The following is a 14,865-nucleotide window of genomic DNA, read 5'->3' as shown; positions in this document are numbered from 1 at the left end:
CGGTGTCGTCCGTTCGAGTGACGACCGACGACTGCTCCCCCGCGCTTCGGTCCCCCACCGGAGCAGCGCCCCCACCAGAGCAGCGCCCCCACCGGAGCAGCAAAAAGAGCGGGCCCGCGCCACCTTTCCTACGCTCGTCACGTGCTCCTGAAGCGCCTCTCGGACTGGGGGGCGGATCACCCGTCCTGGTCCACGGCGCAGAAGTGCGCGGTGGCGGCCTTCCTGCTGTCCCTGACGGTGCTGGACGACGTCCTGCTGGAACGGCTCCCGCCCCTGCAGAACGCGTTCGCCGTCGGTTCGGCGGTCGTGGCCGGCCTGTGCGCGGTCCCGCTGGAGAGCGTGTCGCGCACCATCAGGGCAGGCATCGCGGTGGTCGCCTCGTGGACCACCACGCTCTTCCTCCTCGCGGGCGACGACGCCGCCGGCGCCTGGGGCGTGGGCGAGCTCGTCGCGCTTCTGTTGTTGCTGGTGGGCACGGTGTGGCGGGGCTCGGACCACGCCGCGGCGATCCTGGGGCCTCCCCTGGCCGTGGCCTGCATCGCGATTCCCGCCCGTGACTCGGACCCGCACGAATGGACGCTGGCGATCACGCTCATCACGGTGATCGTCGCGGCTTTCTCGCTCCTGCTGCGCACGCAGTCGGAGCAGCGCGTACGAGACCTCGACGCACTGCGCGCGGCCGAACGGCGCGAGCTCGCCCGCGAGTTGCACGACGTGGTCGCGCATCACGTCACCGGCATCGTCGTACAGACCAAGGCCGCACGCTTCGCCGCGCAGGACCCGGAAGAGGGTGCGCGTGTCCCTCAGGAGACATCCGCCATGCTGGAACGCATCGAGCGGGAGGCGACGGAGGCCCTGGGCGCCATGCGCCGGCTCGTGGCCGTGATGCGGCGCGCCGACCCGGGCAGGCCCGTGACCACGGCACCCGTGGCGAGCCTGGCGGACACGCGGAAGCTGGTAGCCGACTTCGCCGGGGGCGACTGCCCTGATATCTCCCTGTTCATCGAACCCGGCATCGAGGACCTTCTGCCGCCCGACGTGACGGCCGGTGTGCACCGCATCGTTCGCGAGGCGCTCACCAACGTGCGCAAGCACGCGGCCGACGCACGGCACGTACGCATCACCCTCACGACGGTCGATTCCGACCTGGAGCTGAAGATCGTCGACGACGGGCGCACCGCGGCGGCACTGCCCGAGCGGGCCAGGGGCGGCGGCTTCGGCATCGAGGGGATGCGGGAGCGGGCGGCGGCGATGGGCGGCAGCCTCCGGACGGGTCCGCTGCCGGGCGGCGGCTGGCAGAACGTCGCCGTGCTGCCGCTGCGCCCTGCGACGACGCCGCGTCCCGTGCTCTAGGCAGGTAGGCGGCGACAACGACAGCGGTGCGCCACCCGTGCGGTTCCGCGGGGGTGGCGCACCACTGTCCTCATACAGTCGCTGTCTCAACCGTTCACACTCCGGCCGGGGCGGCGTCCTCCGGCAGCGGCTGGGGCTGCGGCTGCGGGTCGACGTCGTCCTGGCGCTTGTCGTCCTGCTGCTGGTCGTCCGGCGCGGCGGCGCCCGGCTTCGGCTTGGGGCTCGTCAGCCATGAGGTGACCTTGCCGTTCGGGGTCATCTTGGCGTGTACGACGCCGAGACCGCCCGTCTCGCCGTACGTGATCTCACCGCGGCCGTTGATCGTGCCGACTCGGCTGCCCTTCGACGTTATCTCCGCCTTGTAGCCCTTGCCGACCTTGTAGACCTTGGCGACGGACCCGTCCACGAGACCGTTCACGCGGACCAGCTTCTGGCCGCCCTTGCCCTTCTCGAGCCCGGTGACGACGGCCTGCGAGGTGCCGCTCTCGTCGTCCGGCGTGGGGTTGGGGATGGGATCGGTGATGCCCTCGTCATCCTTGCGCTCGTCCGTCTGCGGAGCGGGATTGCCGACCTTGCCCGCCTTCTCGGCGTACAGAGTCCCCTTATAGGGGTGGAAGCTGTAATTGACACCGTGGTGCTTGAGAACGGTCGTGCGGGCGTTGAGCGACCCGATCTTCTTGCCCTTGTAGAAGATGTCGGCTTCGAAGCGGTCGCCGACCTTGTAGATCTTGCCGACCGAGCCGTCGACCAGACGCTGGGTCTTGACGAGCTTCCGCTTCGCGACGACAGACGCGCTGACGCTCTGGTCCGCACCGGTGGGCTGGTCGGCGGCGAAGGCCGCGGCGGGGGCACCCAGGGCGACGACGGCACCCAGGGTGACGGCGGTGGTCCGGATCGTGCGGCGGGACGTGAAGTGACGCATTGAATCGCTCATTTCTCTGCGGTGAGGAAAAGCCTTTTTCCTTTCCTCCGACACCCATAACGCTACGAGTCGGACACCGCCGAGCGCTTCGACTAAAAGGCCAGTCTCCATTGACCAAAAGGCCAATACGGCTTCGGCCGGACGCACGGAGCGCCCGGCCGAAAGAAAGTACGACTGCCTGCCTACTTACAGAGGGGCACCTCGGCGTGGTTCTTCACGAAGCGGGCGGTGACCCAGCCGTTGGGCTTGTTGACCTTGTACCAGACGCGGTTTCCGTTGACCGGCTGCCCGTTCGTCTTCTTGCAGACCAGGTCGATGACCTGACGGTAGCGGTAGGACCCGACGATCTTCGAGTTGCTGGTCGGGTACTGCCGTACGTTGACTCCGATCCGTGAGGTGACCGTGCCCTTGACCGGTGCCGCGGCCGGGGCGGCCACCGGGGCGCCGGCGTCCCGCACGTGCTGGGTGTCCGCCTGCGCGACACCGGTGAAGGCCACGGAAGCGAGCGCAATGGCCATACATCCGCTCACGGCGTTACGAAACATCATGTCGTCATTTCTCCTTGGCGACGGGCGCCGAGTTTCCTCCGAGAAAACCCGGTCTGCACTGCGGAGAAAAACGTAGGTGCTGCGCGGGAAGCGGTAAGCGACCCGGCGCTCGACACGCATCCGGTCACTGGATTGCAGGAGCTTGTCGGCGCGGCGTCACGAGGGCGTGGCACGCACGGTGGCACGAGGGCGTGGCGCCACCGCGAGGGAGAACGGTGACACCATGCCGAGGTGCCGTGAGCCCTGCACTGCTACTGCACCCCTGCTACTCCACCCCCATCAGGAGAGCAGCTGCACCTTCTCGCCCTGCTCCTTCGTGCTGACGCACTCCTGGTAGGGGTTCACCTCGCCCTGCTTCTCGTCGCACTTCCACGCCGAGCCGTTCACGGTCACGGTGACGGGCGGCTTCTTCTTCGCGTCCAAGGCCTTGCCGTACGCGTCGGTAACCTTCTGCGCCGTGGGACACGCGGCCTTGCCGTGCTCGGTGACGGCGCGGATGCTCAGACCGTGCCACCCCTGGCCGCAGTCGACATCCTTCGTGGCGCCACTCTTCCCGCCGCCGTTCTCCCCGGACACCTGAACGTCCGCGCCGACGGGTCCGACCCAGTTGCCCGGGTGGGTCGCAGCCTCCTGCCTGGTCACCGGCCCCCACTTCCAGGGCAGGTCCAGGGAACCCTTGCTGCCCGGAGGGGTCACGACCGCCGTCCCCGGGGTGAAGCCCTGCTTCGGCTCGTCCTTCTCGCTGAGGAAGACGAGACCGAACGTCGTGCTCTTGCCCGGATCGAGGGCCACGAGTTTCTCCTCGACCTTGGCACCGCTCCCCCGCAGCGTCTCGCTGTCCTCCCCCTTCTGCGTCAGGGTCACGTCCGGCTGCCCCTTGAGGGTGCAGGTCTCGGAGCCGGAGTTCTTCAGCTCCACGACGGCTTTCTCCTGCTTGCCCGTAGGGGCACCGGACTTGACGGTGCCCTTGTCGCTCCACGACGCCCGAAGCTGATCCGTCCGACAGGTGGGAGCTGCCGCCGATGCGCTCCCGGCACCTGCCAGAAGCCCCACCGGGGCGGCGATGGCCGCGGCGGCGGCCAGTGCGGTGGTACGGGTGATACGACGCGTGCGTCCGTAACTGCTCATGGGAGTACCTCCGTGCCCGCCCAGGGAGAACCCTGACGAACGGAGAGATGGTTCGTTCCGCTGCGATCGGCCGATCAGAAACAGCGGTTACCTGAACACCACCACTGATTCTCCCAGCACCTCGGCCGCTCGACACGTCGGCGAGCTTCGGTACGGGGTAAGGGTATGGCGGGCACCCGTCATACCTGCCCCTGCTTCCCACCCCCGTTTCCCAGCACGCGGTCCTGGTCCGGAATGGTGCGGCGCATAGCGAACAGCGGTCCGGTCCGGCTCCACGGCCTCGCACACGCCGAGCAGGCTCATCGACCCCACCGCACGCGCCGGCGACCAGCCCGCGCCCACACCCCGCCGGGACTCCACGTCCTACGTCACGAGCGCGGTGCTGGACACCCGCAGGAATTGCGACGCCTGAACCGGGACACGTGCCGCGCGCCCCGAGCACCCCACGCCTTCGGGTCGCGCACCGCCAATGACCGACACCCGCGAGGACACGCCCCAAGACACCCGCTTCGTCAGCGGGCTACGAGCTGGAGCCGCGCAGTCATTCACCCGCCCCTCTGCCTGTGCCCGGCGGTCGGCACGGGCGCACGATGGTGGCCATGGAGACCTGGGGGCGCCGATCAAGTCCCGCACGCATGGGGCGGATCGGACGGATCTATCTGCTGTTCACGTTGACCGGAGCAGTGGGATCGCTCTTGCTGGCGACTCGCTTCAGTCTGGGAACCGCGGCGATCGCCGTCACACTATTGACCTCTTTGGGGCCGACCTACCTGGCCTGGGCGGCATTCCGCCATGCCCGCGGTGAGGAAGCCATGTCATCGGACCTGGACGCGGTCGCCGAAGATCTGTCGCTGGCAGAGCAACGGGTGTGGGAGAGCGAGGCACGGCTGCGCAGGCTGCACGACCCCTACCCGCTGCCGGTCTCCTGGAGGAGCGGCGACCCCGACCTCTTCGAGGAGTGGTCGCTGCTCTGCAGCCTTGCCCGAGCGGGCCCGTGCGGTCTGCCGGTCGATTCGGCCTTATGGCCAGCAGACTCGGAAGGCTTGGCCGGCAGCGGCCCGGACATCGTCGAGGTGTTCTCCCGGCGTCTCCCCACCCGCCGCCTGGTCGTTCTGGGAGAGCCCGGAGCGGGCAAGACGGTGCTGCTGATCCGGCTTCTCCTGGGGCTCTTGCACCAGCGCCCCGCACACGGCCCCGTACCAGTACTTCTATCGCTGGCTTCCTGGGACCCCAGTCGTAAACCCTTGTTCTCGTGGATGGCCCAGCGCCTGCGTCGGGCGCATCCCGCTTTGACCGCGCCGGTGACCAACCCGAGGACCGGCAAAACGTCCGACCTGGCACACGCCCTGTTGGACAGCGGCCGGATCCTGCCCTTCCTGGACGGGTTCGACGAACTACCCGTCGGCCTGCGCGCTCTCGCCCTGGACGCCATCAACCAGGCGCTCCCGCCTGGCCATCCAGCCGTGCTGGCCAGCCGCACCGCGGAATATCGGGCGGCATACCTCCGCCTGGGCACCGTCGCCCGATTCAACGGAGCCGCAGGCATCCGCCTGCTCCCCCTCACGCCCGAGCAGGCAGCCACGTACCTGCGTCGAGACGCCGGAGGGCCACACAGTCCGGCCGCCCATCGTTGGCACACAGTCACTCGGCTGCTGGGCACGGGCACCCCCGTGGGACAGGCACTCAGCACGCCGTTCGGGCTCTTCCTGGCTCGTACGATCTACAACCCCCGTCCCGGCGCCGAACCCGCCCACGCATCACACCCGGACGACCTCTGCGACAGCCGGCGCTTCCCGACCCGGGCGCGTGTGGAGGCCCATCTGCTCAACGCCTTCGTCCCGAGTGCCTATGCCACCCACGCACACTGCTCACCCGAGAAGGCTCGTCGCACCTTCGCCTTCCTGGCCCGTCATTTGGAGGACAACCACCGCGGGAGTCCTGACTTCTTCTGGTGGGACCTCCCTTACGCTCTTTCCCCATGCGCCCGACGTCTTCTGCTCGGTTCGGGCACATGCTGCGCATTCGGCCTCCCCTTCGCACTCATCGCCGGGCTCGGGCGGTCTTGGCTTCGGTGCGGCGGCAGCCCTTGCGTCAGCAGCTCCGCTCACCCTCGGAGTGTCCCGCCCGGACTTGACGAAGACGGTGGATCCGGCCCTGCTGCTCGCTCGGGATCGTCGAACATTCCGCATCCTCCTGCTGCTGGGCGGAGGAGGCGGCGGGCTGGTCGGCGGGATCACAGGTGGGGTGGAGGGCCGCACCAACGCCGGCATCGAGACCGGTCTGGTGTCCGCCGTGCTGGTGGGGTTCGGAGTTGGGTTCTGTGCAGCCATCGGGGGACGAATGAGCTTGCGCATCGCGGTCGGCCTGGCATTCGTGCCCCCTTTCGTGACCGGAACCGTGATCGCCTTCAACATCGGACCGGGAATCAGCGCCGGAGTCGGAGCCGGTTCGGGGGTCTTGAAAGGCCTCATCAGCGGACTCGTCCTCAGCCTCGGCCTCACGGCCTGGGGATCCTACGGGCTTGCCCGGTGTTACCTGGCTCTGTCACGCCGAGTCCCATGGCGCCTGATGACGTTCCTCATGGACGCTCACCGGAGGGGCGTTCTTCGACAGGTAGGAGCCATGTACCAGTTTCGCCACATCGAACTCCAGCGCCACCTGGCCCGCCCATCCCGGCCCGCCGACTGACGGAACGCTCCCACCCGGCGCAGCGAACGTCAACTCCCAGGATCAGACGCCCATTTGCCCTGTGCCGTCCTTTGCCGCTACGAGATAGTGGACCGAGGTGCGGAGCCGCTCCCCAACACCAAAAGGGCTGGTGAGGACCATGTTCAAGCGCGACCCGGAGAAATCTGCGCAGAAGGCTGCTGAGCGCGAAGAGAAGCAGCGCGCCCGAGCGCAAGCAGCGGACAAACGGCATGCGGAGAAAGAGGCATTGAAGGCATGGCGCAACCGGCACCCTGCTGAGAAGACGATGAACACCGCGGCAATGATGCACTTGTGGCCGTCATCAAAATTCGGTCTGACCTCGCAAGGACCGGTGCTCGGCGGGCAAGCAGAGTTCGTGGATGCCGGCGCTCACAAGGCGTGGACGGCCACAAGGCTCGCCGGCGGAGTCGCGACAGGTGGCCTCTCCGCCCTGGCCACCGGACGCAAGAACAAAGGCGCGGCGGTCATCAACGTGACCTTTGGGAACGGGGCTGCGCAGACGTACAGCGTGACACCGGACTCCACCAACCTGCGCGCGGCCAACCAATACGTGAATGCGTTCAACATGCTCGCCGCACTGCTGGCCGCCGAGGAGGGATCCGCCCCGCTGCCTCCAGAAGTTCAGCCTCAGGTTCAGTCGGTGGCCGACGAGCTCAGCAAACTCAAGGCACTTCTCGAACAAGGAGTGCTCACGCAGGACGAGTTCGACAAACAGAAGACGCGGTTGCTCGGAACTTGACCAGATGCGCCCGGAGCTCACGATTCGCCCGTAGGCCTTCCGACCCTGAACCAAGGAAGTCCCAACCAACGTCGGTATCGTCCACGCCATGATCACGCAGATAGTGACACTCGTAGGTGTGCTCATCGGTGCCCTGACGTCGTACTTCTCCGTCACCATGGCCGAACGCGCCAAGCACCGGCGGGCGTTGGCGACGCGGTGGGACGAGCGGAAGCTCAACGCGTACATCGAGTACGCAGCGTGTGTGAAAGAGGTCGCCGACGCCTCGAAGTTCGCGCGGCTGGCCGCCGCGGGGTCGGAGGAGTTCGACCACTTCATCGCGTCGATGGACGAGGGCGAACGCAAGCGGTCGGCACTCTTCGAGGCGCTGGTGCTGCTCGCTGCCGCGCCGGTCGTGGTCGCCGCGCACGAGGTCAACGTCGCGGTCTGGCAGATGGAGAAGCTGGCACGGGAGCACGAGCCGCCGCCCGTAGGCGGCAACCTCCACGAGCGTCTCAACACGTACCACGAGAGCGCACGTCAGGATCTGGGCATCAACGAGGAGGCGTGGCGCATCCCCTGAGGACCTGACTCGGAAGGCCCGTACACGCAGTTATCCAACCATTTTTTGTTCCGCGACACCCAGGAACCTCACCGAGTCGCCGCCCCACCGCAAACCCTGCACAGAGGGGAAGGGCAGGGCAGGAGGGGGTGCGCATGTGCCGGGAGGCTCTGTGCGGCGGGGTGTGCGCTGCGGCTGCTTCCCCGCCACCACATCCAGCGGTCCCTGCACAAGGCACTGGCGCCGGCATTCGCCGGGGCCTGACAGGAGGGATCCGGCGATGGCCGCCAAGCTCGACTACCACTGGCACCTGCGCAAAGTCATGGCCGACCGCGGGATGTTCTCCACCACCGACCTCATCCCTCCGCTCGCCGAACGCGGCATCAGCCTGTCGTCGAGCCAGGTCTACCGGCTCGTCGTCGAGCGACCGGAGCGACTGAGCCTGAAGATCCTCATGGCCCTGCTCGACATCCTCGACTGCACCATGGACGACCTCATCGAGCCCATCGCGGTGGCCGGGGCCGTGAAGAAGCCGAAGAAGGCGGCCGTCGGTGGCGGCCCGTCATCCGGTTCAGAGGGACTTGGCGGGCTGCGGCCAAAGCGGGCCAGGATCAAGGCCGTTGATCAGTCGTGTCCACTGCTGACCAGCTTGACCGCGTCGTCGCGGACCCGATCGGTCTGATCACGGACCTCGTCGCCGACGTCGAGAAGGAACTCGGACCCGAAACGATCCGCGCCGTGGTCACCACCGTCGCAGGCGGACGGGCCAAGTCACGCACGCTCGCCGCCGCCCTGAACCGTCGCCCAACACTGCTGGGCGACGGCCGATCCCCAGCGCCGCGGGCCCTCGGTGACCTGCTCATCGCCTTGCGCCAGGCCGGGGCCCAGGCGATCTCTCCGCCGGTCTGCACCGAGTGCGGCAAACACCTGCGTACGCTCCAACGCCGCGGCCATGACTGGTACTGCGGAGTCTGCGGACCCGTCTATGTCGATTGCTCCGCTTGCGGGAAGAACCGTCGCATCTCCACCCGGGACCGGTCCGGCCAGCCGCGATGCGCGAAGTGCCCGGACACCGACGGTCGCGATCCCCTCGCCGTTGTCCACAGTGTGATCTGCGGCCTGGATCCGCACGTGGACGCCGACCTCATCGCCGACGCGATCCGCCGGACGATGCCCCGAGCCGCCGACCAGCAGAAACTGGCCTGGGCTCTGGAAGCCGACCCCTCCCTGCTGACCGGCAACGGGCACCTTGCCCCCACTCCCGCGATCGTCCGGCTGATCAATGTGCTTCATGACTCCGACGTCACGGGGATCGTCCGGCCTGCCTGCCCCTCTGTCACCGAGTCGTACGCCTCCACAAGCCGCTGGATGGGCAGCGGGTCTGCCGCAACTGCATCGCCAAGTCCCGCGTCGAAGAATGCGTACGCTGCGGCGCTCACCGCGAGCCCGCCACCCGCGATACTCAGGTGACGACCGCTGTGTCCGAATTGCCTGATCACCGATCCTGCGAACGCCGAGGTCTGCATCGGCTGCGGCGAACGACGACGGGTCCAGAACCGCACGACCGACGGCCCCCTTTGCCCCAACTGCAAGCCGCTGCCCATCCTGGTCTGCTCCATCTGCGGTCGCACCGCACCCGGCACTCACTCCCGCCTGACAGGCCAACCCCGGGGCGGGGCCTGTGACCAGCGACAAGCCCACTGCAGCAGCTGCGGGCACATCCGCGGCATCCACTCCGGCACCCTGGAAGAACCCGTCTGCGGCCCCTGCACCGCGCCGGACGCCGAGCTCTGGCGCCCCTGTCCCACCTGCGGGGAAGCAGAACGCCTGCGATCCTCCGGTCCGTGCCCTCGCTGCACGCTCAAGCAGCGGCTCCACGAACTCCTCACCAACGGCTCGGGCTCCTTACCCCCGAAGCTTCAAGCCCTCCACGACGCCCTGGCCAGCACCGAACGAGCCTCCACCGGGCTGCGCTGGCTCTCCGGCGGCATCGTCTCCACCGTTCTGTCCGACCTCGGCTCCGGCAACCGCCCTCTCACCCACGAAGCCCTGGACGAACTCCCCGAAGGCAAGGTCGTCGAGCACATCCGCAGCGTCCTCGTCGCCAGCGGCGCCCTGCCCACGCGGGACGAGCAGATGGTCCGTCTCGAACGGCACGTCAAAGACCTCATCACCTCCCATGCGACGGCCGAGGGACGCAAAATCCTGCACCGGTACGCGGCCTGGCACCTCCTGCGCCGGCTTCGCCGTCGCAGCCGCGGCAAGGAGACCACGTACTACCAGCTCCAGGTCGCGCGGCAACACCTGCGGGCGGGCGTCTACCTCCTGAACTGGCTCGAAGGCCAGAATTTGACCCTTGTCACCTGCCGGCAGGCCGACCTCGAACGTTGGACGACCAGCGACGACGCCCGTCTTCGCCAGGAGGCAGGCCACTTCGTGCGCTGGGCCCTGGCCCAGAAGATCGCCCGCGATCTCACCTTCCCGGCCGAGCGATGGAACGGCCCCTCCCAGCCGATGGACGACGAGGCCCGCTGGGCCACCGCCCGACGTCTGCTGCACGACGGCACTCTCAAGCCCGAAGCCACCTCGCCGGCCTGCTGTTGCTCCTCTATGCCCAGTGGCCCGCAGCGATCTCCCGGCTCACCGTCGACCACATCGAGGAGACGGACGGAGGCGTTCGCATCCGTCTCGGCGCCGTCCCGGTCGAGCTTCCCGCACCCGTCGCTGAACTCGCCCTCCAACAGGTCGCGGTTCGCCGCAGCCATGCCGTCCTCGGCCGGACAGACTCGCCCTGGCTCTTTCCCGGAGGCCAGCCCGGCCGCCCGATCAGTGCCTGGGCCATGGGCGAACGACTCCGCAAACTCGGCATCCGGCTCGCCCAGGCCCGCTCGACCGCGCTGTTCCAGCTCGCTACCCAACTGCCCGCCGCGGTCCTCGCCCGCACCCTCGGCATCGACATCACCGTCGCCGTCAAATGGCAGCGCGCCGCCGCCGGCGACTGGGCCGCCTAGGCAGCCGAGGTCAGCCGACGCACGACTTCACGAGCCGTGCATCCGAGCGGAAATACCGGTCCCGGACACGGGCACCGGCAGGAATAGTCACTGGTCAGACCGCCGATCACCGACGGGGTTGAGTGGCCTCAAGATCTACGATGACCACCATGGAACCACTGCCCGCCCTCGTCCACCTGGACAGCCCTTTCATCAACTTCCGGGACTTCGACTTCGGCGAGGGCTCTCACGGTTACCGCTGGATCGCTGTCAAGCGTTTCCAGCTGTCGTCCGAGACGCTTGACGACCGAGACGTGCTGGCTGCCTTGATCGCGCATCCTCAATTTCGGGACACGTACGACGGAGCCGGCGTTCAAGACTGGCCACGGCATGGCCAGTGGTGGCTCGACCGCATCGCCCCTGACACCTACGAGACCGTCGATGCCGAGATGGCGGTCGCTGTCATCCGCTCCTGGGCCAACCAGCACGGAGACATCCCGGAATCACTCGCATCACGCCTACAGCAGGAGATCTACACCCCGATCCTTAAGGCAACCAGCAGATACCTGCTGGGACGACTCCCCGAGGACGCCTTCCACGACTACGGCCCGATCCACATCGACTACCACGAACTCGTCCTTATCGACCGCCCGACAGCGACACTCACCCTCCTCATCGCAGCTGACGACTGACGCCGCAACGGTCAGCGTCCCCGACGCATCAAGCCGGGGCATTCAGGCAGTTCCAATACCCGACTCCACCGTTAGCCAGTACCAGGCGCTGACGGCTCCGCTCGCGGCCGCCGTGGCACGCCTGATCGCGGACTCCGGGCCCGGGCGGCGGGCACGGACGGATGACAGGGAGGAGTACACGACGACTGGGGCCGGGCTGGTGGTGGAGGTCGCCGCGAGTACGACGCGGCATGCGACGGTGGCGGTCATGCGGGTGCGCTGAAAGCCCTGCTCAGAACTCGTCTCGGAACCTTCGCTGGGGGTTCCGAGACGGGTTCCAAACGGTTGGCGGCGGGGGAAAATCGGCGGGCAGGGCCCGCCAGCGGCAGCCCTCGGAGCACACGTACCGGATCGCGTCGATGATCTCCCGGCGTGGATGGGCTTCTGGCCAGCCGCCGCGTGGGGTCGTCCAGGTCGGCGGCGGCAACAGAGGTGCGATCATCGACCACTCCGCGTCGGAGGTGTCCGAGGGATAGCAGCGCTCACGCATCGCAACCCCGCCTCAGGCGATCAGGATCAAGTCGAGGGTGAACTCCACGGAGTTGAGCTGGATGACGATGTGCCGCACCCTGCGGTCATCCGGCCCAAGGCGGGCGTGCGGGCGCGACCGTTGCGGTCAGCAGCCTGCGCACCTCGGTGAGCTTCTCGCGGACCTCGGCCACCTCGTAGTGCTCCAGCTCATCCGGGTCAGCGGTGAACATGTACCCGGCCAGGCCGCTGAGCACCAGCGGCGGCCAGCCGCGGTCGGTGATGCTGTCCCTCAGCATCGCCAGCCCCGGCCGTGCCTGGGCAGGCGTGAGTTCACAGGCCGCCAGCAGCTGCGGGAAACGCAGACCGGCCCGGCGGGCCTCCAGCAGGATGCGGGAGATGCACTCCGTGTGCCGCCGACGACGAGCCCCGCCCCTGCTCCAGCAGCGTCAGCCCGCCGCCGGATCCGTAGCAACCACTGGCCTTCACTTGCGTGCACAGGGCTTCAGATTCAGGTTCTGAGAGGGCGAGTCCGCGGACACCACGCGGCTACGTCAGGACCGGGAGCGATGCGAGGCCGCGTACGAGGCGGGTGCGGCGCCAGGTCAATTGGTCGGGCGGGACGGCGAGCCGGATCGCGGGGAAGCGGGTGAGCACCGCTCGCAGGGCGATCTCCGCCTCCGCCTTGGCCAGGGGAGCGCCGACGCAGCGGTGGATGCCGTGGCCGAAGCCGAGGTGGGCGGAAGCGTCTCGCTCCAGGTCGAGCGAGTCCGGGGACGGGAAGCGTGCCGGGTCGCGGTTGGCTGCTCCGAGAGCGACCAGGACCGGGGCGCCGGCCGGGATGTCGGTACCGCCGAGCGTGACGGCTTCCTTGGTGAATCTGAAGGTGGCCGTGCTCACGGGCGAGTCGTGGCGGAGCAACTCGTCCAGCACGCCAGGGACGTCGTCCGGGTTCCCGAGGAGGTGGGTCAGCTCGTCCGGGTGCTGGAGCAGCGCCAGGACGGCGTTGCCGAGGAAGTTGGTGGTGGTCTCGTGTCCGGCGACGAGCAGCAGCACCGCCAGGGAGACGAGCTCCTCCTCGCCCAGGCGGTCGTCCCCGTCGCGGGCCGCGATGAGCCGGTCGAGGAGCGAGTCGCCGGGTGCCAGGCGCTTGGCGGCGATGAGACCCGTCATGTAGTCGGCCAGCGCGTGGGAGGCCGCGTCGATGACGTCCGGTTCTCCCGCCGCGAACAGCTCCGCCGACCAGCGCTGGACGTCCGGCCGGTCGGCCTGCGGAACTCCGAGCAGTTCGCAGATGACCATGACTGGCAGCGGCACCGCGAGGCCCGCCACGAAGTCGCATCGCCCGCCCTCCGGCCACTCGTCCAGCAGATCGTCCGTGGTGCGTGCGATGAACGGACGCAGCTTCCTGACGGCCCCTGTCGTGAACGCCTTGGTCACCAGTTTGCGCAGCCTGGTGTGCCGGGGCGGGTCGCTGGCCAGCATGGTGTGCGCGACCGCCGGGTGCAGGCGGCGGCGTGAGCCCTTGTCCGCGAAGAAGACGGCCGTGTCCTTCGACAGCCGCGCGTCGCCCAGAGCCGTCCTGGCCTCCGCGTAGCCGGTGATCAGGTAGCTGGTACGCCCGCCGGACCCGGCGGAGACAGGCTGCACCGGACAGGCGGAGCGCATGGCCGCGTAGGACGGGTACGGGTTCTGAAGGAAGCCCGGGTCCTGAGTCGGGTCTGTCATGTCATGCCACCGTTGCTCTGGAGAAGCTGGCCGTTGATCCATCCGCCCTCTGCGGAGCACAGGAACGTGACTAGATGCGCGCAGTCCCGCGGTACGCCGAGGCGTCCCAACGGCGTGAAGCGGATCATGTCCGCCTTCTGCTCATCGGTCATCCACCCGGTGTCGGTCGGTCCAGGATTGATCGCGTTGCAGGTCACTCCCAGGTGCGCGAGCTCCAGCGCCGCGGCCAGCGTAATCCGGTCCATCGCCCCCTTGCTGGCACCGTACGGCAGGTTCCCCGCGGTGTCGTCGCTGGTCAGGCTGAGGATACGGCCGCTGCCGTGCCGCCCGCGGAACCGCGTCCCGTACTCCCGGATCAGCAGCCAGGTCGCCCGCGCGTTGACCGCGTAGTGCAGGTCGAAGCTCTCCACGGTGGTGTCAAGCAAGCCGGAGTCGACCGACTCGCAATGGCAGAGCACCAGCGCGGTGACGTTTCCCAGCTCACGCTCGACATCGTCGAAGAGCCCTGCCGGTACGGCCGGGTCGCTCAGGTCTGCCTCGACCGCGAACGTTCTCGCCCCGAGGGATGCCGCCTGCTCCCGCAGCTCCTCGGGCGCACCCGGCTCGCTCCCCCACTGCATCCGCGCGTCATACGGCGTCCAGTATGTGAAGGCCACGTCCCACCCGGCCCGCGCCAGCTCCCGTACGACGGACGCCGCGATCCCCGCCGACCGTCCCGCCCCCGTGACCAGGGCAAGCGGCTGCCCCCCGTCTCCCACGTCCTGCCGATTCCCCACGGACGTCTCACCAGTCATGGCCCTCATCCTGGCGGGCACCCCTTCACACGGCACGCGATTTCTCCGCGCGACCGGACACGCCGACCATGCTCCGAACATGATCAAGGGGCCGTTTCAGATTGCTCTGAAACGGCCCCTGATCTGCGACTCTCACGAGTCGGGACGACAGGATTTGAACCTGCGACCCCTTGACCCCCAGTCAAGTGCGCTACCAAGCTGCGCCACGTCCCGT

Annotated in this window: 15 protein-coding genes, 1 tRNA gene and 3 pseudogenes; 9 read left to right on the top strand and 10 right to left on the bottom strand. The window is 68.3% G+C overall.

The window, feature by feature from the left end; translation table 11 throughout:
- Window positions 1-141: 141 nt before the first annotated feature.
- Window positions 142-1,353 (top strand): sensor histidine kinase, encoded by a 1,212-nt coding sequence (locus NOO62_RS34815; RefSeq protein ID WP_268774770.1) that lies wholly within the window; start codon window positions 142-144, stop codon window positions 1,351-1,353.
- 94 nt (window positions 1,354-1,447) lie between these two features.
- Here the strand turns inward: NOO62_RS34815 and NOO62_RS34810 are convergent, their stop codons facing one another.
- The 4 genes and pseudogenes from NOO62_RS34810 to NOO62_RS39165 form a co-directional block, all read right to left on the bottom strand.
- A complete protein-coding gene (locus NOO62_RS34810) occupies window positions 1,448-2,275 on the bottom strand; it encodes a hypothetical protein (RefSeq protein ID WP_268774769.1) in 828 nt (275 codons plus the stop codon).
- Window positions 2,276-2,457: 182 nt separating this feature from the next.
- Complete coding sequence (locus NOO62_RS34805; protein WP_268774768.1) at window positions 2,458-2,793, bottom strand: SH3 domain-containing protein; 336 nt, start codon at window positions 2,791-2,793, stop codon at window positions 2,458-2,460.
- 309 nt (window positions 2,794-3,102) lie between these two features.
- Window positions 3,103-3,951, bottom strand: coding sequence for a DUF4232 domain-containing protein (locus NOO62_RS34800; RefSeq protein ID WP_268774767.1), 849 nt, complete (start codon window positions 3,949-3,951; stop codon window positions 3,103-3,105).
- A 203-nt stretch (window positions 3,952-4,154) separates the two neighbouring features.
- Window positions 4,155-4,311 (bottom strand): annotated as a pseudogene (locus NOO62_RS39165) (transcriptional regulator); the annotation flags it as partial.
- 230 nt (window positions 4,312-4,541) lie between these two features.
- Here NOO62_RS39165 and NOO62_RS39345 point away from each other — a divergent pair.
- The 6 genes and pseudogenes from NOO62_RS39345 to NOO62_RS34775 all read left to right on the top strand — a co-directional run.
- A pseudogene (locus NOO62_RS39345) lies at window positions 4,542-5,534 on the top strand (NACHT domain-containing protein); the annotation flags it as partial.
- Window positions 5,535-6,081: 547 nt separating this feature from the next.
- Complete coding sequence (locus tag NOO62_RS34795; protein WP_268774766.1) at window positions 6,082-6,639, top strand: hypothetical protein; 558 nt, start codon at window positions 6,082-6,084, stop codon at window positions 6,637-6,639.
- A 139-nt stretch (window positions 6,640-6,778) separates the two neighbouring features.
- Window positions 6,779-7,399: an SHOCT domain-containing protein gene (locus tag NOO62_RS34790; protein ID WP_268774765.1), complete on the top strand. Its 621-nt coding sequence runs from the start codon at window positions 6,779-6,781 to the stop codon at window positions 7,397-7,399.
- Between the two features lie 88 nt (window positions 7,400-7,487).
- A complete protein-coding gene (locus NOO62_RS34785; protein ID WP_268774763.1) occupies window positions 7,488-7,961 on the top strand; it encodes a hypothetical protein in 474 nt (157 codons plus the stop codon).
- Between the two features lie 259 nt (window positions 7,962-8,220).
- On the top strand, window positions 8,221-8,622 hold the full coding sequence (locus tag NOO62_RS34780; RefSeq protein WP_268774762.1) for a helix-turn-helix domain-containing protein: 402 nt from the start codon (window positions 8,221-8,223) through the stop codon (window positions 8,620-8,622).
- Window positions 8,571-9,410 carry a hypothetical protein gene (locus tag NOO62_RS34775; protein WP_268774761.1) on the top strand — a complete coding sequence of 280 codons (840 nt, stop codon included), beginning with the start codon at window positions 8,571-8,573 and terminating at the stop codon, window positions 9,408-9,410. Before NOO62_RS34780 ends, NOO62_RS34775 begins: the two co-directional genes overlap by 52 nt.
- 435 nt (window positions 9,411-9,845) lie before the next feature.
- Here NOO62_RS34775 and NOO62_RS34770 read toward each other — a convergent pair whose 3' ends face one another.
- Window positions 9,846-10,499: a hypothetical protein gene (locus NOO62_RS34770; RefSeq protein WP_268774760.1), complete on the bottom strand. Its 654-nt coding sequence runs from the start codon at window positions 10,497-10,499 to the stop codon at window positions 9,846-9,848.
- A gap of 41 nt (window positions 10,500-10,540) precedes the next feature.
- On the opposite strand from NOO62_RS34770, the gene NOO62_RS34765 reads away from it, so the two are divergent.
- On the top strand, window positions 10,541-10,951 hold the full coding sequence (locus NOO62_RS34765) for a hypothetical protein (RefSeq protein WP_268774758.1): 411 nt from the start codon (window positions 10,541-10,543) through the stop codon (window positions 10,949-10,951).
- A gap of 149 nt (window positions 10,952-11,100) precedes the next feature.
- Complete coding sequence (locus tag NOO62_RS34760; protein WP_268774757.1) at window positions 11,101-11,622, top strand: hypothetical protein; 522 nt, start codon at window positions 11,101-11,103, stop codon at window positions 11,620-11,622.
- 316 nt (window positions 11,623-11,938) lie between these two features.
- Here the strand turns inward: NOO62_RS34760 and NOO62_RS34755 are convergent.
- From NOO62_RS34755 to NOO62_RS34735, 5 genes and pseudogenes are all read right to left on the bottom strand, one after another.
- Window positions 11,939-12,151 (bottom strand): annotated as a pseudogene (locus NOO62_RS34755) (transposase); the annotation flags it as partial.
- 85 nt (window positions 12,152-12,236) lie between these two features.
- Window positions 12,237-12,428 carry a hypothetical protein gene (locus NOO62_RS39160; protein ID WP_321170638.1) on the bottom strand — a complete coding sequence of 64 codons (192 nt, stop codon included), beginning with the start codon at window positions 12,426-12,428 and terminating at the stop codon, window positions 12,237-12,239.
- A gap of 250 nt (window positions 12,429-12,678) precedes the next feature.
- Window positions 12,679-13,857 (bottom strand): cytochrome P450 family protein, encoded by a 1,179-nt coding sequence (locus NOO62_RS34745; protein ID WP_268774756.1) that lies wholly within the window; start codon window positions 13,855-13,857, stop codon window positions 12,679-12,681.
- Window positions 13,854-14,651, bottom strand: coding sequence for an SDR family oxidoreductase (locus tag NOO62_RS34740; RefSeq protein ID WP_268774755.1), 798 nt, complete (start codon window positions 14,649-14,651; stop codon window positions 13,854-13,856). Before NOO62_RS34740 ends, NOO62_RS34745 begins: the two co-directional genes overlap by 4 nt.
- Before the next feature lie 139 nt (window positions 14,652-14,790).
- Window positions 14,791-14,864 (bottom strand) — tRNA-Pro (locus NOO62_RS34735).
- Window position 14,865: the final 1 nt, after the last annotated feature.

The organism is Streptomyces sp. Je 1-369 (assembly GCF_026810505.1).
In the GTDB taxonomy this organism is placed as follows: domain Bacteria; phylum Actinomycetota; class Actinomycetes; order Streptomycetales; family Streptomycetaceae; genus Streptomyces.
Note: the sequence above shows the minus strand (reverse complement) of the source record. Positions and strands in the feature narration are given on the sequence as shown.